Genomic DNA, 13,878 nt, shown 5'->3' with positions numbered 1-13,878 from the left:
ATAACCTTTTCCCACGAACTGGAGAGAAAAAGAAAGGGCTCAGATGAAGCTGAAGCGCGGGTCCTTAACCCTGACGCCTAGCCCTTCGAGGGACTTTTTGACCTCCCGAATGGGAATCGTGCTCGCATCGGCGTAGAACTTGTAGCTCTTCCCGGCCTTTACCTCAAGCTCGTCCCTCTTCCCGGACTCGGAGTCACCATTCTTCATCTTTACCTCCCTGACCTCGCGGATTGGGATCTCAAAGTTCTCCGGGCTCTCTCCGAGGATTTCGTCAGGGCTCATGTCGTAGTACTCCTTCCAGTGGCCGTATGCCGTGGTGATACCCTTGAGAAAGCCCCTAACCCCTCCTTCAGTCTCTTTCTTCATTTTCTTGGCGAGTTCGGGAGTTAGAAACGCCACTATAAGCCTCCCGTCAGTTATCACAAGGCTCGCCCTGCTCTCCCTCATGAAACCCCTCTTGTAGTCAACGTTGCCCACAACGTAGAGAACCTTCTCCATTCCCTTCACCTCAACTCGTAAACCTCGCTATCTCCTCACCGCTCGGATTGAGAACCCTGAGGACGACCTTTCCACCGAGCTTTTCGGAGAGGTCCGATGCCATCTTCCTGTACGCGCCCTCGGCATCGCCTATCTCGTCCCTGCTCTCGAAGGAACTCATGGCGCTTATCGTGTAAGGGTTGCTCCCGTCGATGAAGATATCCCAAGGGCCGTTCCCCGCGAAGGAAACCGCATAGTCGAGTACCTTCTGGGCGTCATCCTTCCCAACGCCGACGTACCAGACGGTTATACCGTTGGACTCGATGTAGGTGTATTTGCTCTCCGCCGAGAAGACCTCGTTTTCATCGGGGCTCAGGAGCTTAAGGAACACTTTTTCCCCGTTAAACACCTCCTGAGACATCTTGGACGCCATTATCCTCACGTAGAAGGCAGTTTTTTCATCGACCTCGCTCCCGCTCCCGTAGGGTGTGGTCACCCCGACGGTGTATGAATCGCCGCTCTTTGAGAGGTAAACGTCCGTTTCCCCGGTTATCTGAAAGTTGTCGCGGACGAAGTTCAAAACGGAATTAGCCTGGGATAGTGAGATATCCCCCGAGTAGTGCACGGTTATATCGTTCACCGTGAGAGTCTTCTCGGTCTCCACGTTTGCATCGGGACTTTCACAGCCCGCCGCGATGACCAGAAGGGTCACCAGCAGGGCAAAGACGAACCTTCTCATTCCCATTCCTCCAGTTTTCGTGTGAAAAAACAAAAGGGCTCACTTCTTTTCCAGCAGGTAAATTCCAACGCTGACTTTGTAGGAATCCACGTTCAGGGGGCTCTTGTAGTCAATCCTGACCTGGAAGGGCTTGCTTGAGCCGTAGATCATACTGTCTGTTTCCGATTCGGTCAGGACGTTGTTGTTCTCGTCGAGTATCGTTATCTTCTCCACCGTCCCATCGCTGCTCGCGTTGATGTAGTACTTCCCGGGATCGAGGACGTGCGAGAGGTAAAAGACATCGCCGCTCACAGTTTCCGTTTTGACCTCGACCGGAACCTTGTCGTAGGTGCTGAGGTAGTAGTACTGGGTGCCGAAGACCGCGACTATGCCTATGACTATGAGCAGGAAGAAGCCAACGATCAGCTTTTTGATCAGTCCCATATCATCACCTCCTCCGAGTTATTGCAATCACCAGCAGCGCGAGCAGGGCCATCATCCCTGGCCCGCAGGTCACGTCTACCGAAACTCCCCCGTCAGTGCCTGTTCCCTCGCTGCTGGGGCCGCTGGATGGGCTTGGGCTTGTGAAGCCGGAACCTTCGGATGTGGCTGTTGGCGAGTGGACCGATGTGGCAGGGCCGGTAGAGTCTTCAGTTCCCCCCTCGGATAAACCCGTCTGGTTGCAGGCTTCCTCAACGTGGAAGTACTCGCTCGGGTGGTCGTGAACCCATATCTCCACTGGAGCGATCTTGTACCACTCCCCCGTCGGGAGGTCGTCGAACTCAAAGGTTCCCTCAAAGCTGGCCTCAGAGTAGAAAGGCACCTTCACGAACTTCACGTCATCCTTTCCGAGCTCCACGAAGTTCGGAACCCAAGCGGCCAGCTCTCCGCCCTGCTCGACGTGGTGAACGTCGCAGCCGGCGAATTCCATGTTCGGGCCAAGTTTCAGGAGCCTGTCCGGAGGAAGGAATATAACGAAGCCGTCCCCTGCGCGGGATATGTACCTGCTGTGGGGCTGAACGTCGTAGTAGACCTTGAGGATCTCCCCCGAGGGGGAGGTCTTGACGAGAGGGTCAAGGAATACGTAGTTTCCGTCATCTGCGAGGGCAAAGCCCGCCGGGGACTGTCCATTGTAGATGGTCGTATTCCAGAAGCCGCTCCAGAGGATGTTGCCCTTCTTGTCGAGCTTTACCCAGATTGAGGCTCCGCCGTCGTACTTCCCGGGAAGGCCGTTGGTGTAGAGCCACCCACCGGGAACGCTGTAGAGCATTGGCCTTCCGCCGGAGAGGGTATTGAAGCGCCCCATCTTCCAGAGTTCGTCACCATCGATGGCCTGTTTATACTCCTTAACCCATTTCGGCTCTCCCGTTACGGGGTCTATGCCTAGGAATCCGAGGTCTGGACCCCCGGGAGAGGAGAACGCTATCACCACCTCGTTTCCATCGAAGCTCACTGCCTGAATATGCTCGTGTAGACCCTCCCTTCCGTAGATGTGAATCCACTCCAGGTTTCCAGAGGGATCAAACTTTATCGCCCCTACGTCGAGGGCGGAAGCTATGTGATCGTAATCGTACGGGTCATCGGGGTCTTTGTGGTGCATGTGCGCGTAAATCGGAGCGACCACTATGACCCCGTCGCCGGTAGGTTGAACCCTGATGCCCCCATAGCCATTGTCGGAGTTCTTGAAGGCCCTGGCCCAGACGGGGTTCCCCGAGAAGTCGAACTTGACCAGCGTGAAGAGCGGGTCCCCCTTGATCCAGTCATCTGGTGCCGAAACATTGACGACGCCGTTCGTCCTTAAGACGACGTAGATGCCATCATTCCCAACGGCTATATCCGACACGACCTGATACTGCCCGTAGGGGAGGTTGAGGGGAAGTTCCTGACTGAGGCTGAAGTTCTTGGCCCAGAGAACCTCTCCCATCGGCGAGAGGTGTATCAGAACCGCCAATCCGGCCCCGTGGCTTCCGAGGAGATAGTAATCCCCCGAGCTCCCCGGAACAAATGCCACAGGGTTGTAAGGACTGTCAAACATCGTTTTATCGGGCTGGACCTCGTAGATGACCTCCCACGCGCTGGAAGGGCTTGCAAGGGGCAGAAAAAGGCCCATAGCAAGAAAAAATGCAACGAAGATGCCGGATTTTTTCATTTTTCCATCTCCTCATGGTTTTCCGATTTCAGAAATGCTTATTGAGTTCGCGAACTCCTCCGGCGAGAGCTCCCCGGAGAGGGCCTTCAGCAGGTCGCCGCTGGAAACGGAAACGCTGACGTTCCTCTCGCCGAGGTATACTATCTCCACCCTCTCGACCCAGGGGGCGTCCTCCAGAATGGCGAGACTCATCCTGGCGTAGTCCCTCCAGAAGGAGTCCTCATCAGCCAAATACTCAAGGGAAACGCTCGCTGTGTCGTTCGTGACCGTCACGTTGTGCACGATGACGTCGAAGAGGCCCAGGTCGTTCTCAATCATGAACTCCGGCCTTCTAATGTCCTCGAAGGCCGCGTTGTCGAGGTCACCGTTTTTGACCGTCAGCGCGATTACCGGCTCGTCCCCGAAGTAAGCCTCGACCCTGATGTTCTCGGAGCCGTTTTCGCGGGCCTTCTCCGCGAGGGTGTAGAGGGCACCAAGAAGGCTCCCGTCGATGACGCTCGTCTCGAAGTGTATAACCGTCCAGTTGCCGGAGCTAACCACGCTGACGTTCCCGGCTAAATCGGTGCCCGTTTCCTCCAAGGGGGTTTCCGTGGTGGTGGAGGTCTCACCAAGGTTGTTCGTCATGTTTTTGGCCGTGTCTATGACCCCCTTGGGACTCAGGTCGTCTGGAATCTGAAAGTCCCAGTTGAGGTACAGGTAGGCACCCGCGATTAGGAGGAGTACCAGGAGCAGCTTCCCCTTCATATTACCCCCTCCTCGTAGAGCTTGTTTATGTAGAAGCGTATCCTCGCCTCCTGATCCTTGAAGTCGCCCTTGGAGTTCCTGTCCATCATGTTGACTCGGTGCATCCCGGTCGTGGTGTCCCTCATCTCATCGATGGTGTTCCTGATTATGTCGCGGTACTTCAGCCCGGCCTTCTTGTAGCGGACGGCAATCTTCGCGGTGGTTTCAAACTCCCACCTGTAGTCCTGGGCGAGCGTCTTCTTTATGGCAACTCCCATCGAGTTGAGAACTATCTCTATCGGCTTCGTCTCGATGTTCGACGGGACGGCGTTCTTGTATGGTGAGAGGGCCTTCTCGCGGTTCTCTATGTCAGACATGTCGTTGTAGAACGAGGCGCTCTTCTCGTCCACGTGCAGGTCCTTGGCGGTCTTCTTCACCGCCTCGCTATCGGAGAAGACGTTGATGTCCTTGTCGGCCTTGAAGTAGTCCTTGAAGAGGCCCAGGGGCTTAGGGAGGTAGTTGGCGACCTGGTCGATAAAGGCATCGAGCGCCTTGTTGCCATAGTACTTGGTCTTCCAGCCGAGGGCGGAGCTATCGCCGGTGTAATCGGCCTTCGAGTTGACGACTTTGACGACGTCTCCCCTCGGCGTTTTGATGACCATGAAGCCTCCCCAGTTTTCACCGAGGCTCTTGAGCCCCTCGATGTTTTCATCCATCCGTTTGGCAGCTTCGGGACTCAAGCCCTTAGATGAACCTTCCGAGCTCCCCGGGACGGCGACCGAGGAGTTCACCGGAACCCTCATCGTGCTGTTGGGGATTCTCTCCAGGTACATGTTGAGCAGAACCGGGGCGAGTCCCTCAAGGTTGCATGCGGTGGTTCCCTTAACGTAGACGGCCTTCGACGTCACCCAGTAGTGGTCGTTGACCAGGGCCTCGTAGGTGTGGTCGACCGATATGAAGCTGTACCCGTCGAAGTACTCCCTGCCATGCACGACTTTCAAATCGGCATAGTTCGCCCCGCCGCTGAACTCGTAGTGGGTGTACTCCTTTCCTATGTTGCCCATGTCGGGATCCCATATATCGTACTCGCTGTCAGTGTAGTTCATTCCCATCTTGACGAACCAGTTGAACTGCTCCACCGCTCCGTTGTCAGTGTAGTAAACTATCGTGACCTCTATGTAGTTGCCGCTGTCCGGGTCGTGGTTGGCGCACATGAAGTCCTGGTAAAACAGGACGTAGTTTGAATGCGTCGCCCCGTTGCTGAATGTGAGCATCAGACCGAGGGATTTAGCCTCTTCCTTCGTTATCGAGGGTAACTGATCCGGAAACTGGGAGGCAGAAACGGGTAAGGCAAGTAAGAGCGTAACTCCCAGGAAAAGGGCCAGGTTCTTGAACATCATACCAACCTCCGTAGAAGCCTCAGAAACCACCTCACGAGGAGAAGAAACATCCCGACTGCTCCTATAGCCAGGAGAAGCCCGAGGAAGGGGCCAAGAACGTTGAAGCCCGTGAGGGGTTCGGGAGGCATGTAATCACTTCCGGGTGAAACCCATCTCGCGGAAAAGAAAAGCGGGACAGGGCCTGCTTTTTAACATATTACGCATTCTTGGGTAATAAGACTTTCGGAAAAGAAAATTCGAGGAAGGAATTTATAAAGCAAATTTCCTTCATGAGCGAAGCGTTTTCACCAACTCGACGAGCTTTTTAGTTCGTTCTAGAGAAACCTCGTTCTCGACGTTTCCACCGCGCTTTATCCATGTGCCGACTATGAAGCCGTCCGCGTGCTTCCAGAGCTCCGGAAGGTTGTCGTAGGTGGTTCCAGAGCCGACGATAACCGGGACCGGGGAGATCTTCTTCGCCAGCGCGAGCCTCCCAACATCGACGGGCTTCCCCGTTGCTTTCCCGCTTACAACCACAGCATCGGCCAGGCCCCTCTCAACCGTGTCCCTCAGAGAGTCCTCAAATTCAGCGAAGTGAACGGCGTGCTTGACGTGGACGTCGGCAAAGACCTGGATTTTTGAGGGGAGGAGCTTCCTAAGCTTTGCAAGCTCGTGGGCGATGCCCTCTATAACTCCCTGGTCCGTGTAGGCGACGCCACTGAGGACGTTCACCCTTATGAAGTCTGCCTTGACCGCGTAGGCTATCGAATAAGCCGCAATCCCGTCGTTCCTGAGGACGTTTATTCCGAGCGGGAGGGAGATCTCGTCCCGGAGGGCCTTAGCGACTGCCGTGAAGGCCGCGACGGTGGTCTTGTCAACGTACTTCGGGAAGGGCACGTCGCCGAAGTTCTCAACCATTATCGCGTCGAAGCCCGCTTTCTCAATCGTCCGCGCATCCCTCAGGGCGGCTTCAACCACCCCGTCCAGATCACCGTCGTAGAGGTAGGAACCGGGAAGCGGTTTCAGATGAACCATCCCTATGAGGGGTTTTCTCTCGAAGTCCATAGTACCACCGGAGATGAGACGTCAGTGGGGTAGTTAAGGGTTTTGTATCGTGGGACGCACGGATGTACAAACTTTTACATTAATGAAAAGCCTTATATAACACGTGGAAGAAGTAATGCACATCATGGTGAGGCGGAAGTACGTTGCCTTTTTCATGCTAGTCCTGCTCTCGATGCTCGTAGCCTCCACCGTGCTGAGCCGGTTTCTTATAGTTGTGCCTCCAGAGACCCCGTCTCTGGACGAGCTCCTTTTTCCTACACTTTCCCCTGGCAACGATACTGACGGAACCCTTCCCTCACCGTCCGTCCCAGTGAAGCCCCGGTTCACGATGATAGTGGCCGGGGCGGCCCACACTCACTACCTCCGGAGGGTGGTGTACACTGACTACGTAAATGGCACGTGGGTCACTCGGAACGCCACGTCCATCCCGCAGAGCGCAGTGGCGCCGCCGGAGGTAGCCATACCCCACCACGCTGAGAGGGACAGCGTCACCATCACGCTTTTTTCTCCCTTCCGGGGAAACCTTTACACCTCCCTCTACACTGTGAGGGTGAACGCCGTTGGCGTGGAGGCCGTGCCCGACTACAACCTGTTCCGGACGGCCTTCAACCTGACGTCCTACTCCTTTTCCTCTGTGGCGTTCACCTTTGACTGGCCGTACCTCCTGAACGTTACCGCGGGCAATCAGAGCGAGTACCTTGTGGTTCCAGACGACCCGGAGCTCATGAACCTCTCCGAGATGATAACGGCCGACGCTGGCTCGGACTACCTGAAGGCCCTCGCCATAATGCGCTACCTCTCCCGGCACTACAAGTACAGCGAGAACACATCTGCCCCGCAGGGGTATGAGAGGCTGAAGTGGTTTCTCTTTGAGTCTGGGGAGGGCAGTTCCTATGACTTTGCATCGGCCTTCGTGATACTCGCGAGGATGAGCGGCCTCCCCGCGAGGCTGGTTGAGGGCCTCTACATAGACGCGGTTCCGCAGGCCCAGGTGGTGACCGAGAGGAACATTCACTACTGGGCGGAGGTCTACTTCAGGGAGACCGGCTGGCTGACCTTCGACCCCCTCCACCCGGATCCTAATATTTTCGTGCCGTTTGAGCTCTCGGTTTCCCCGGACAGAATGACCCTTGGGCCCGGTGAGAACGGCACCCTGACACTGAAGCTCATGAGGGTGGCTAGAGGGATAAACGCCACGGTAACGGTTAAATCCCCCGACGGCAGGATTCTTGCGGCCTTCGACCGTGCCGGTGTTTATTCTGTGGAGGTGGGCGGTTTCACCGAACCGGGCTATTACCCCGTCATGATCAACGCCTCGGCAGGGGGGTATCCGTTCAGGGTCGTTAGATTCGTCCCCGTGACGGTTCCGGGAAATCTCACTGTCTTTCCGGAGGCGGAACAGGTGACACTTCTCCGTGGGGGCCAGAGCTGGCTTGACGTGGATGTAAACGGCTCCGAGAGCATTCCCGCCGTGAGAAGCAGCTCTAAACTGTTCTACATGGCCCTCTCCATCGGGGGGAGGAGGATGAGCATAGGGCTGCTTGCCGGGCGAGACTCGGAGCTCGGCTGGAGGATCGAGAAATTCTCCTTCGTGTCCGGAAATGGGGCCTTCGATCTTTATATCCCTGTCCTGGTGGCCGAGTCGTCCCGTGTGGTTCTCTCGTCTCCGCAGGAGGGCACCGCTGGAAAGGAGTTGCTGGTTAAAGGGTACGTGAAGGCGGGGGAGACGTCCCTTGGGAAAGGGAATGTGCTGGTATACACCGTCAGCGGGGGCAGGCTGGTTATCCTTGGGTATGCCAACGTCAGCGGGGACGGATCCTTCTCGATCAGCGGACGGCTCCCTAAAAGCCTGCCTCCTGGGACGTACGGGATCACCGCTGAGTACATCCCCCCGACAGGAAGCCCATACCTCCCCAACCGCTCCACGGTGAACGTTCCGGTCAAGGGGCTGGCCGAGCTGAAGGTTCCGGACACTGTCGTTTCAAGGCCGGGACGGGTTCTGGTGGGGGGCGAGCTTGTTGGCGGGGACGGGAGGGCAATAGCAAACGCCACCATTGAGTACTTTGTGGACGGGACTCCTTCCGGCACAGTAAAAACGACCGATGACGGGAGGTTCTCGATAGAGCTTAATGTTTCGGGCATAGAGCGCCACACCCTCCGGCTGGTTTACGGTGGCAGTGCCAATTACTCGGCGGCCGGTGGGGTCGTGAATGTCTTCACTGTGAGGATGGACGTCCCGGAAAGGGTGGAGACGGAGGTTGGAAAGCCCGTGGAGATCAGGGGGAGGGTCATTGGACTGGAGGGGGGCACCATAACGGCGTACGTCTTTCCGGGAAAGAGCTACACTGTGAGGGTTGTGAACGAAACGTTCAGCCTCGTCCTGGAGCCCTTCCAGACCGTTGGAGAGCGTTCGGTGGACTTCCGCCATGGTGCAAACGTTCTTGGCAGGAACACGGTGGTCGTCATGTCCCCCGTCCGGGTGGAGCTCCTGACGCCGACGGCCAGCGGGGAGGAAACTGCGCGGCTCGTGTTCCGCCTTATGGACGGGGATGGAAACCCCCTCCAGAACGTCCCGGTCATGGTGTGGCTCAACGGGACGGCTTTCACCTTGGAGACCAACGGATCGGGCGTGGCGGTTCTAACGGTTCCCGTCCCTGAAAGGAGCACCAACACAACGGTGACCGTTGTTTTCCGGGGCACCCGCTACTATCTCCCGGTGAACGAGACTTTTCACGTCGTTATCTCACCAAAAAGGAGTGTCCCGTGGCTGTATATTGGGGCGCTCTTAGTAATCGCGGCGGTGCTGCTCAGATACCGCCTGGCCAGAAAGAGGGCCGGGGCCGCCGGGGAGGAGAGGATACTCAAGATAATCTTCAACAACGGAGTCCCACTCTTCAGAGACGGGGAGGTAGTTGAGCTCACTGTTGAGTGCGACGGGGTACCGGAGCTGTACGTGGACGGAAAGTCTGTGGGTAGGGGGAGGGACTTCAGGCTGGTTCTCTCCCCTGGTGAACACACAGTGGAGGCCCGTTGCGGGGATCTCGTGGAGGCAGCCCGGGTGAGGGTCGTCGGCAGGTACAACGACGCGGTCGTAGAGTACTATGAGAGATGCTTCCTGCCGTGGGCCAGGAATGCAGGGGTGGAGGTGGATGGAATGACGCCGAGGGAAATAGCCGCCGAGCTGACGGGGAGGATGTACCCGTGGGAGCCCGTAGACACCCTCACCGAGATATTCGAGAGGGCCAAGTACAGCCCGCTTGAGATATCACGCTCGGAGTTCATACGCTTTTACCGCGCTGTCCTAACTTTGACCGGGGGTGAGTGCGTTGTTTAGGCTCAACTGGGGGAGGATTCTCATCTACGCAGGCATAGCTTCGATCGCATACGCTGTCTCCCGGCAGGTGGGCGTGGGGGGCCTGGCCGTACCCGCTCTCCTGTGGGTCGTCCTCATGACGGGGGCGGACATTGTGGAGTCCCTTGGGAACACCGGGTGGGCCCTGCTGATCCGCGTTGCCGGCCTCTCCGCGCCCATCGCCATGCTGCCCTTCCCGGAATGGAGGGTGCAGATGTCCCTTCTGATACTGGGTGCTGGCAGTGCACTCGTCGCCCCGAGGCTCGAAAAGTATCAGCGCACTGTGAGGGGGGCTGGGATTTTTCTGGCCATGTATGCACTGTCGGGAATTGGGCCTCTCCTGGTTCTTGGGGATGTTTTCCTGTACGCGGGCGCTTCGGTCTTTGTGGCGTACCTCGCCTCGGAGCTCAGCGTTAGGGGCCATCCCTGGGCCGAGATGATCGAGAGGAACATCATCGGGATAGGGGTGCTGGGAGGGATCCTGGGCCTCTACGTTTCGGTGAGGGGCAGTCTGGGGAGGAGTCACCCCGAACTTGTATTTTACGGGGAGTGGCTGGTGATGGTTCTGGGGGTGGCGGCCGCGGGGGCGGTGGTCTACTCCTACATCGTTGAGAAGGATCCTGAGGAGTACCTCCTCTCCCAGTGGAGGCGGCATGAGAGCAGAGTTCTTGAGAAGACTGGGTCAGAGCTGGCGAGGGCCAGAGAGGCCGTGGAGGACTTCGTTATAAGGGGCAAGAGGGGTCCCCTGATAACGTTCATCACATATTACGGTGCGCCCCTCTTCGATGACAGGGAGGACTTTGGGAGGCTGGTCTCAAAGATAGCCGACTATGAGGGAAAGAAAACGTCCCTCCTGACGCCGGTCTGGATACGGCGCCACTACGAGAGGAGGGAGCTTGAAAGGAGGGCCAGGATAGTTGAGGAGGTTTTTGGGGAGCTGAGAAGGCTTATGGGGTGGGAGCGATGAAGGTTGAGGAGGCATCTGGAATACTTGGGGAGATAGTCGAAAGGATAGGGGAAGTCTACATTGGTAACGAGGCCGTTATCAGGAAGACTCTTGCGGCTGCTCTGGTGAATGGGAATGTCCTCTTCGAGGACTACCCGGGCTTGGGCAAGACGCTCTTAGCCAAAGCCTTTGGAAGGGTTCTTGGCTTAAAGTACACGCGAGTCCAATTCACTCCAGACTTACTACCAGCGGACATTCTGGGGACAAAAGTCTGGCGGCAGAACCTTGGAACCTTCGAACTCATCAAGGGCCCAATCTTCACACATGTGCTTTTGGCAGATGAGATTAATCGGGCCCCGCCAAAGACTCAATCGGCACTGCTCGAAGCCATGGAGGAGCGGCAGGTCACCATCGAAGGGGAAACCTTCCCTCTCGAACGCCCCTTCTTCGTGATTGCAACTCAAAACCCGATTGAGTTCGAGGGGACTTATCCTTTGCCTGAAGCCCAGCTTGACCGTTTCCTCCTCCGCCTGCGCGTTGGTTATCCCAAGAGTTTGGAGGATGAGGTGGCAATTCTTGAGGCTCGCTTGACCTGGGGGAAGGACGACCCGACGGTCGACTTGAGGCCGGTTATTGACAGGGAAACCTTTGTTAGGATGCAGGATTTGGTGGAGGAGGGGATCTTCATCGGCAGGGATGTTGTCAGGTACATTGTAAACCTGGTGCGGAATGCTCGCGCGGATGAGCGTGTTGAGGCTGGACCAAGCCCCCGCGGGGGCATTGCGCTGATGAAGGTTGCGAAGGCCAACGCGTTGCTTGAGGGAAGGGATTTTGTCCTGCCTGATGATGTTAAGGCTTATACGGTTGATGCTTTGGCTCACAGGGTTGTGATTAAGCCGGAGTATGCTTTTGAGGGGTTGACTGGTGAGGACGTCGTGAGAGAAGCCCTAGAAAAAACACCCGTGCCGAAGGGAGATGGGTCATGAGGAGGGTGCTCTTCGGATACCTGCTCTGGGCACTGCTCACGGGAGTGCTGTTCCTTTCCCCGGGAATGGTGGGAGTGGCAGTGATTCCCCTCTCCCTGCTCGCGGCGGGAATGCTCATGGATCCTCCCGGTGCCATCTCTCTGAGGAGAACAGTCTCAAGGACTGAGGTGAGGACGGGGGAGGAGGTGGAGGTGTCCGTCAGGCTCCGCGTGGAGAGGGGCGTTGGCATAGTGGTCGTCCGCGACCGCCTGCCCGGGAACGTGGCCGTAACGAGGGGGAGCAATGTGGGTGTCTTCTTCAAGGGCTTCAGGCCATTGGAGGTCAGCTACAGCTATACCGTGAGGCCAGTCCTGAGGGGCACCTACGTCCTTCCGAAGAGTGAGGTGACCACGAGAAATCCCCTAGGTGTACGTTACTTCTGGGGCCTCTACGGCGATGAGATAGAGCTGAGGGCGATCCCCGCGGTTGTCAGGGGCATCCCGCTCAGGGGTGTGAGGAGGAGGGCAAAGATAAACGTCCCCGAGACCAGCTTCTCCATAAGGGGCCCCCTCTCCACGGACTTCAGGGAGATAAGGGCGTACCAGACTGGTGACCCTATGAAGCTCATCAACTGGAAGGCGACTGCCAGGACGGGCAGGGTTCTTGTGAACGAGTTTGAGAGGGAGGGGAAGAAGACGGTGGTCTTCATAGTGGACGCAAGGGACTCGATGAAGGTTGGGGTGGAGGGCGAAAGCCCCTATGAGCACGCGATGAACCTTGTCGCTTCGATGGCGCGCGGCTTTCTCAGGAGGGACTACCACGTCGGACTGTACATTCTCGGGGCGAAGAAGTTTATACCCCCCTCTACAGGGCCAAGGCAGCTCCACAAGATTGTTAAGGCCATGGTGGACTTTGAGAGGGTCAAGACCGGGGAGGAGCGCCTGAAGGAGGCCGTGGAAAGGATGAGGCGAACCCTGGTGCAGTACACGCCCCTCGTCGTCTACGTGTCTAACATTCTTGAGGGTCAGAGGGAGGACACTAAACAGGGCCTGCTCTCTCTGATGGCCGTCAGCAGGGGGAGTGTGAAGCCAGTGGTGGTGGACGTGTCCGTCTACTCCGCCCTTGACCCTCACACGGGCACCCTCCTGGAGATGGAGAAGAGGTTCATTTCGGGGGAGCTCGGAGAAACTGGGGCCTACGTCGTCAGGTGGGTCGTGGAGAAGGAGGACGTAGGGAGCATGCTCAGCAGGCTGATGGGGGAGATAAAATGAGGGCCCTCACACTGGTGAAGCTTTCTGTGGTCGTTCCGGTGATAGCCCTGACCGCGCTGGCATATTCGAGCATCTTCCCTGGGGTAGGGAGGGTACTGGGGGTCTCCCTGGCGGTTGTCCTGATGGGCGTGTTCCTGTCCAGCCGTTCCGCTGGAAGGGTGGTCTTTACGTCGGTTGTCCTGTACACAGTCCCGTTCACTATAGCGCTCTCCCAGTTCCTTCCTGTGGCTTTCCCGAGCGCCTACCAGGAGCTGGGGTCGCTGATAACGGGGAGCCCGTACTTTTCGGACGAGAGGGTGCTGTTCCTGCTGGTATCTCTGGGTATCTTGGGGGAGTACGTGGAGACCACCGACGAGTGGGAGAGGGCACTTCTGGCGCTGGGAAGAGAGGGGACGGGTGTTAGGGTGCTGGTATACGGCCTTCCGGCCTTTATTGCGTCCATGCTCCTGTCCTTTGCGGTGTTTGCCATCGCTGAGGCCGCGGGAGTTGCCCTGGCCGGCGTGGTTCTGCCCTTTCTGATGCTGGCCACGGGGCTGGCGGTCTCCTACGGCACGGCTGGGTCTGGCAGATATAGGAGAGTGGTCGCTGCTGTGGAGGTGGAGCCCCCGGCCGCGGGCGGTGAGGTGAGGATAACCTTGCGGGACGGGGAGGTGGTTGTCCCTGTTTCTCCTTCCGCGGGCTTCGAGTGGAGAGTGCTCAGGATAGAGGTCGAACTTAAGAAGAGACCGATAAGGGTCGTTTTCATGGAGGGAGGTCGTGAAACCGTCCTCGTCCCCATGATGGAGAGCACCGACGGGGACACCCTCTTTGTTCTGTACCACCCCGTAAGCTGA

13 protein-coding genes are annotated in these 13,878 nt (G+C 57.4%); 5 read left to right on the top strand and 8 right to left on the bottom strand.

All coding sequences use genetic code 11. The features are described from left to right. Positions 1-39: 39 nt before the first annotated feature. The 8 genes from E3E36_RS04390 to E3E36_RS04360 form a co-directional block, all read right to left on the bottom strand. On the bottom strand, positions 40-498 hold the full coding sequence (locus E3E36_RS04390) for a hypothetical protein (RefSeq protein WP_167894113.1): 459 nt from the start codon (positions 496-498) through the stop codon (positions 40-42). Positions 499-508: 10 nt separating this feature from the next. Then, a complete protein-coding gene (locus E3E36_RS04385; RefSeq protein WP_167894112.1) occupies positions 509-1,222 on the bottom strand; it encodes a hypothetical protein in 714 nt (237 codons plus the stop codon). A gap of 33 nt (positions 1,223-1,255) precedes the next feature. Continuing rightward, positions 1,256-1,639 (bottom strand): hypothetical protein, encoded by a 384-nt coding sequence (locus tag E3E36_RS04380; protein ID WP_167894111.1) that lies wholly within the window; start codon positions 1,637-1,639, stop codon positions 1,256-1,258. Between the two features lie 4 nt (positions 1,640-1,643). Beyond that, positions 1,644-3,344 (bottom strand): CGP-CTERM sorting domain-containing protein, encoded by a 1,701-nt coding sequence (locus tag E3E36_RS04375; protein WP_167894110.1) that lies wholly within the window; start codon positions 3,342-3,344, stop codon positions 1,644-1,646. Between the two features lie 12 nt (positions 3,345-3,356). Beyond that, positions 3,357-4,088, bottom strand: a complete 732-nt coding sequence (locus tag E3E36_RS04370) for a hypothetical protein (RefSeq protein WP_167894109.1) — start codon at positions 4,086-4,088, stop codon at positions 3,357-3,359. Continuing rightward, the gene (locus E3E36_RS04365; RefSeq protein ID WP_167894108.1) at positions 4,085-5,467 is read right to left on the bottom strand and encodes a hypothetical protein; all 1,383 of its coding nucleotides are present in this window, start codon (positions 5,465-5,467) and stop codon (positions 4,085-4,087) included. The genes E3E36_RS04370 and E3E36_RS04365 overlap by 4 nt, the downstream gene beginning before the upstream one ends. After that, on the bottom strand, positions 5,464-5,595 hold the full coding sequence (locus tag E3E36_RS13270; protein ID WP_255452954.1) for a hypothetical protein: 132 nt from the start codon (positions 5,593-5,595) through the stop codon (positions 5,464-5,466). Before E3E36_RS13270 ends, E3E36_RS04365 begins: the two co-directional genes overlap by 4 nt. A gap of 139 nt (positions 5,596-5,734) precedes the next feature. Continuing rightward, entirely contained in the window at positions 5,735-6,511 is a 777-nt protein-coding gene (locus tag E3E36_RS04360; RefSeq protein WP_167894107.1) for a BtpA/SgcQ family protein, read from the bottom strand. Between the two features lie 115 nt (positions 6,512-6,626). Here E3E36_RS04360 and E3E36_RS04355 point away from each other — a divergent pair, with 115 nt between their 5' ends. From E3E36_RS04355 to E3E36_RS04335, 5 genes are read left to right on the top strand one after another with little or no spacing between them, the layout of a single operon-like run. Continuing rightward, a complete protein-coding gene (locus E3E36_RS04355; RefSeq protein WP_240911765.1) occupies positions 6,627-9,845 on the top strand; it encodes a transglutaminase domain-containing protein in 3,219 nt (1,072 codons plus the stop codon). After that, positions 9,838-10,830, top strand: coding sequence for a hypothetical protein (locus E3E36_RS04350; protein WP_167894106.1), 993 nt, complete (start codon positions 9,838-9,840; stop codon positions 10,828-10,830). The genes E3E36_RS04355 and E3E36_RS04350 overlap by 8 nt, the downstream gene beginning before the upstream one ends. Continuing rightward, positions 10,827-11,795 (top strand): MoxR family ATPase, encoded by a 969-nt coding sequence (locus tag E3E36_RS04345; protein ID WP_167894105.1) that lies wholly within the window; start codon positions 10,827-10,829, stop codon positions 11,793-11,795. The genes E3E36_RS04350 and E3E36_RS04345 overlap by 4 nt, the downstream gene beginning before the upstream one ends. Further along, the gene (locus E3E36_RS04340; RefSeq protein WP_167894104.1) at positions 11,792-13,045 is read left to right on the top strand and encodes a DUF58 domain-containing protein; all 1,254 of its coding nucleotides are present in this window, start codon (positions 11,792-11,794) and stop codon (positions 13,043-13,045) included. Before E3E36_RS04345 ends, E3E36_RS04340 begins: the two co-directional genes overlap by 4 nt. Continuing rightward, positions 13,042-13,878 carry a hypothetical protein gene (locus E3E36_RS04335; protein WP_167894103.1) on the top strand — a complete coding sequence of 279 codons (837 nt, stop codon included), beginning with the start codon at positions 13,042-13,044 and terminating at the stop codon, positions 13,876-13,878. Before E3E36_RS04340 ends, E3E36_RS04335 begins: the two co-directional genes overlap by 4 nt.

This window comes from Thermococcus sp. M36 (assembly GCF_012027355.1).
Lineage (GTDB): Archaea > Methanobacteriota_B > Thermococci > Thermococcales > Thermococcaceae > Thermococcus.
This window is presented reverse-complemented; position numbering and strand designations above follow the sequence as displayed.

What these genes read in the sequence shown, in the direction of transcription:
- E3E36_RS04360 (WP_167894107.1), bottom strand. Translation starts at nt 6,511, where the DNA reads ATGGACTTCGAGAGAAAACCCCTCATAGGGATGGTTCATCTGAAACCG.
- E3E36_RS13270 (WP_255452954.1), bottom strand. Translation starts at nt 5,595, where the DNA reads ATGCCTCCCGAACCCCTCACGGGCTTCAACGTTCTTGGCCCCTTCCTC.
- E3E36_RS04340 (WP_167894104.1), top strand. Translation starts at nt 11,792, where the DNA reads ATGAGGAGGGTGCTCTTCGGATACCTGCTCTGGGCACTGCTCACGGGA.
- E3E36_RS04375 (WP_167894110.1), bottom strand. Translation starts at nt 3,344, where the DNA reads ATGAAAAAATCCGGCATCTTCGTTGCATTTTTTCTTGCTATGGGCCTT.
- E3E36_RS04345 (WP_167894105.1), top strand. Translation starts at nt 10,827, where the DNA reads ATGAAGGTTGAGGAGGCATCTGGAATACTTGGGGAGATAGTCGAAAGG.
- E3E36_RS04380 (WP_167894111.1), bottom strand. Translation starts at nt 1,639, where the DNA reads ATGGGACTGATCAAAAAGCTGATCGTTGGCTTCTTCCTGCTCATAGTC.
- E3E36_RS04365 (WP_167894108.1), bottom strand. Translation starts at nt 5,467, where the DNA reads ATGATGTTCAAGAACCTGGCCCTTTTCCTGGGAGTTACGCTCTTACTT.
- E3E36_RS04370 (WP_167894109.1), bottom strand. Translation starts at nt 4,088, where the DNA reads ATGAAGGGGAAGCTGCTCCTGGTACTCCTCCTAATCGCGGGTGCCTAC.
- E3E36_RS04335 (WP_167894103.1), top strand. Translation starts at nt 13,042, where the DNA reads ATGAGGGCCCTCACACTGGTGAAGCTTTCTGTGGTCGTTCCGGTGATA.
- E3E36_RS04355 (WP_240911765.1), top strand. Translation starts at nt 6,627, where the DNA reads ATGCACATCATGGTGAGGCGGAAGTACGTTGCCTTTTTCATGCTAGTC.
- E3E36_RS04385 (WP_167894112.1), bottom strand. Translation starts at nt 1,222, where the DNA reads ATGGGAATGAGAAGGTTCGTCTTTGCCCTGCTGGTGACCCTTCTGGTC.
- E3E36_RS04390 (WP_167894113.1), bottom strand. Translation starts at nt 498, where the DNA reads ATGGAGAAGGTTCTCTACGTTGTGGGCAACGTTGACTACAAGAGGGGT.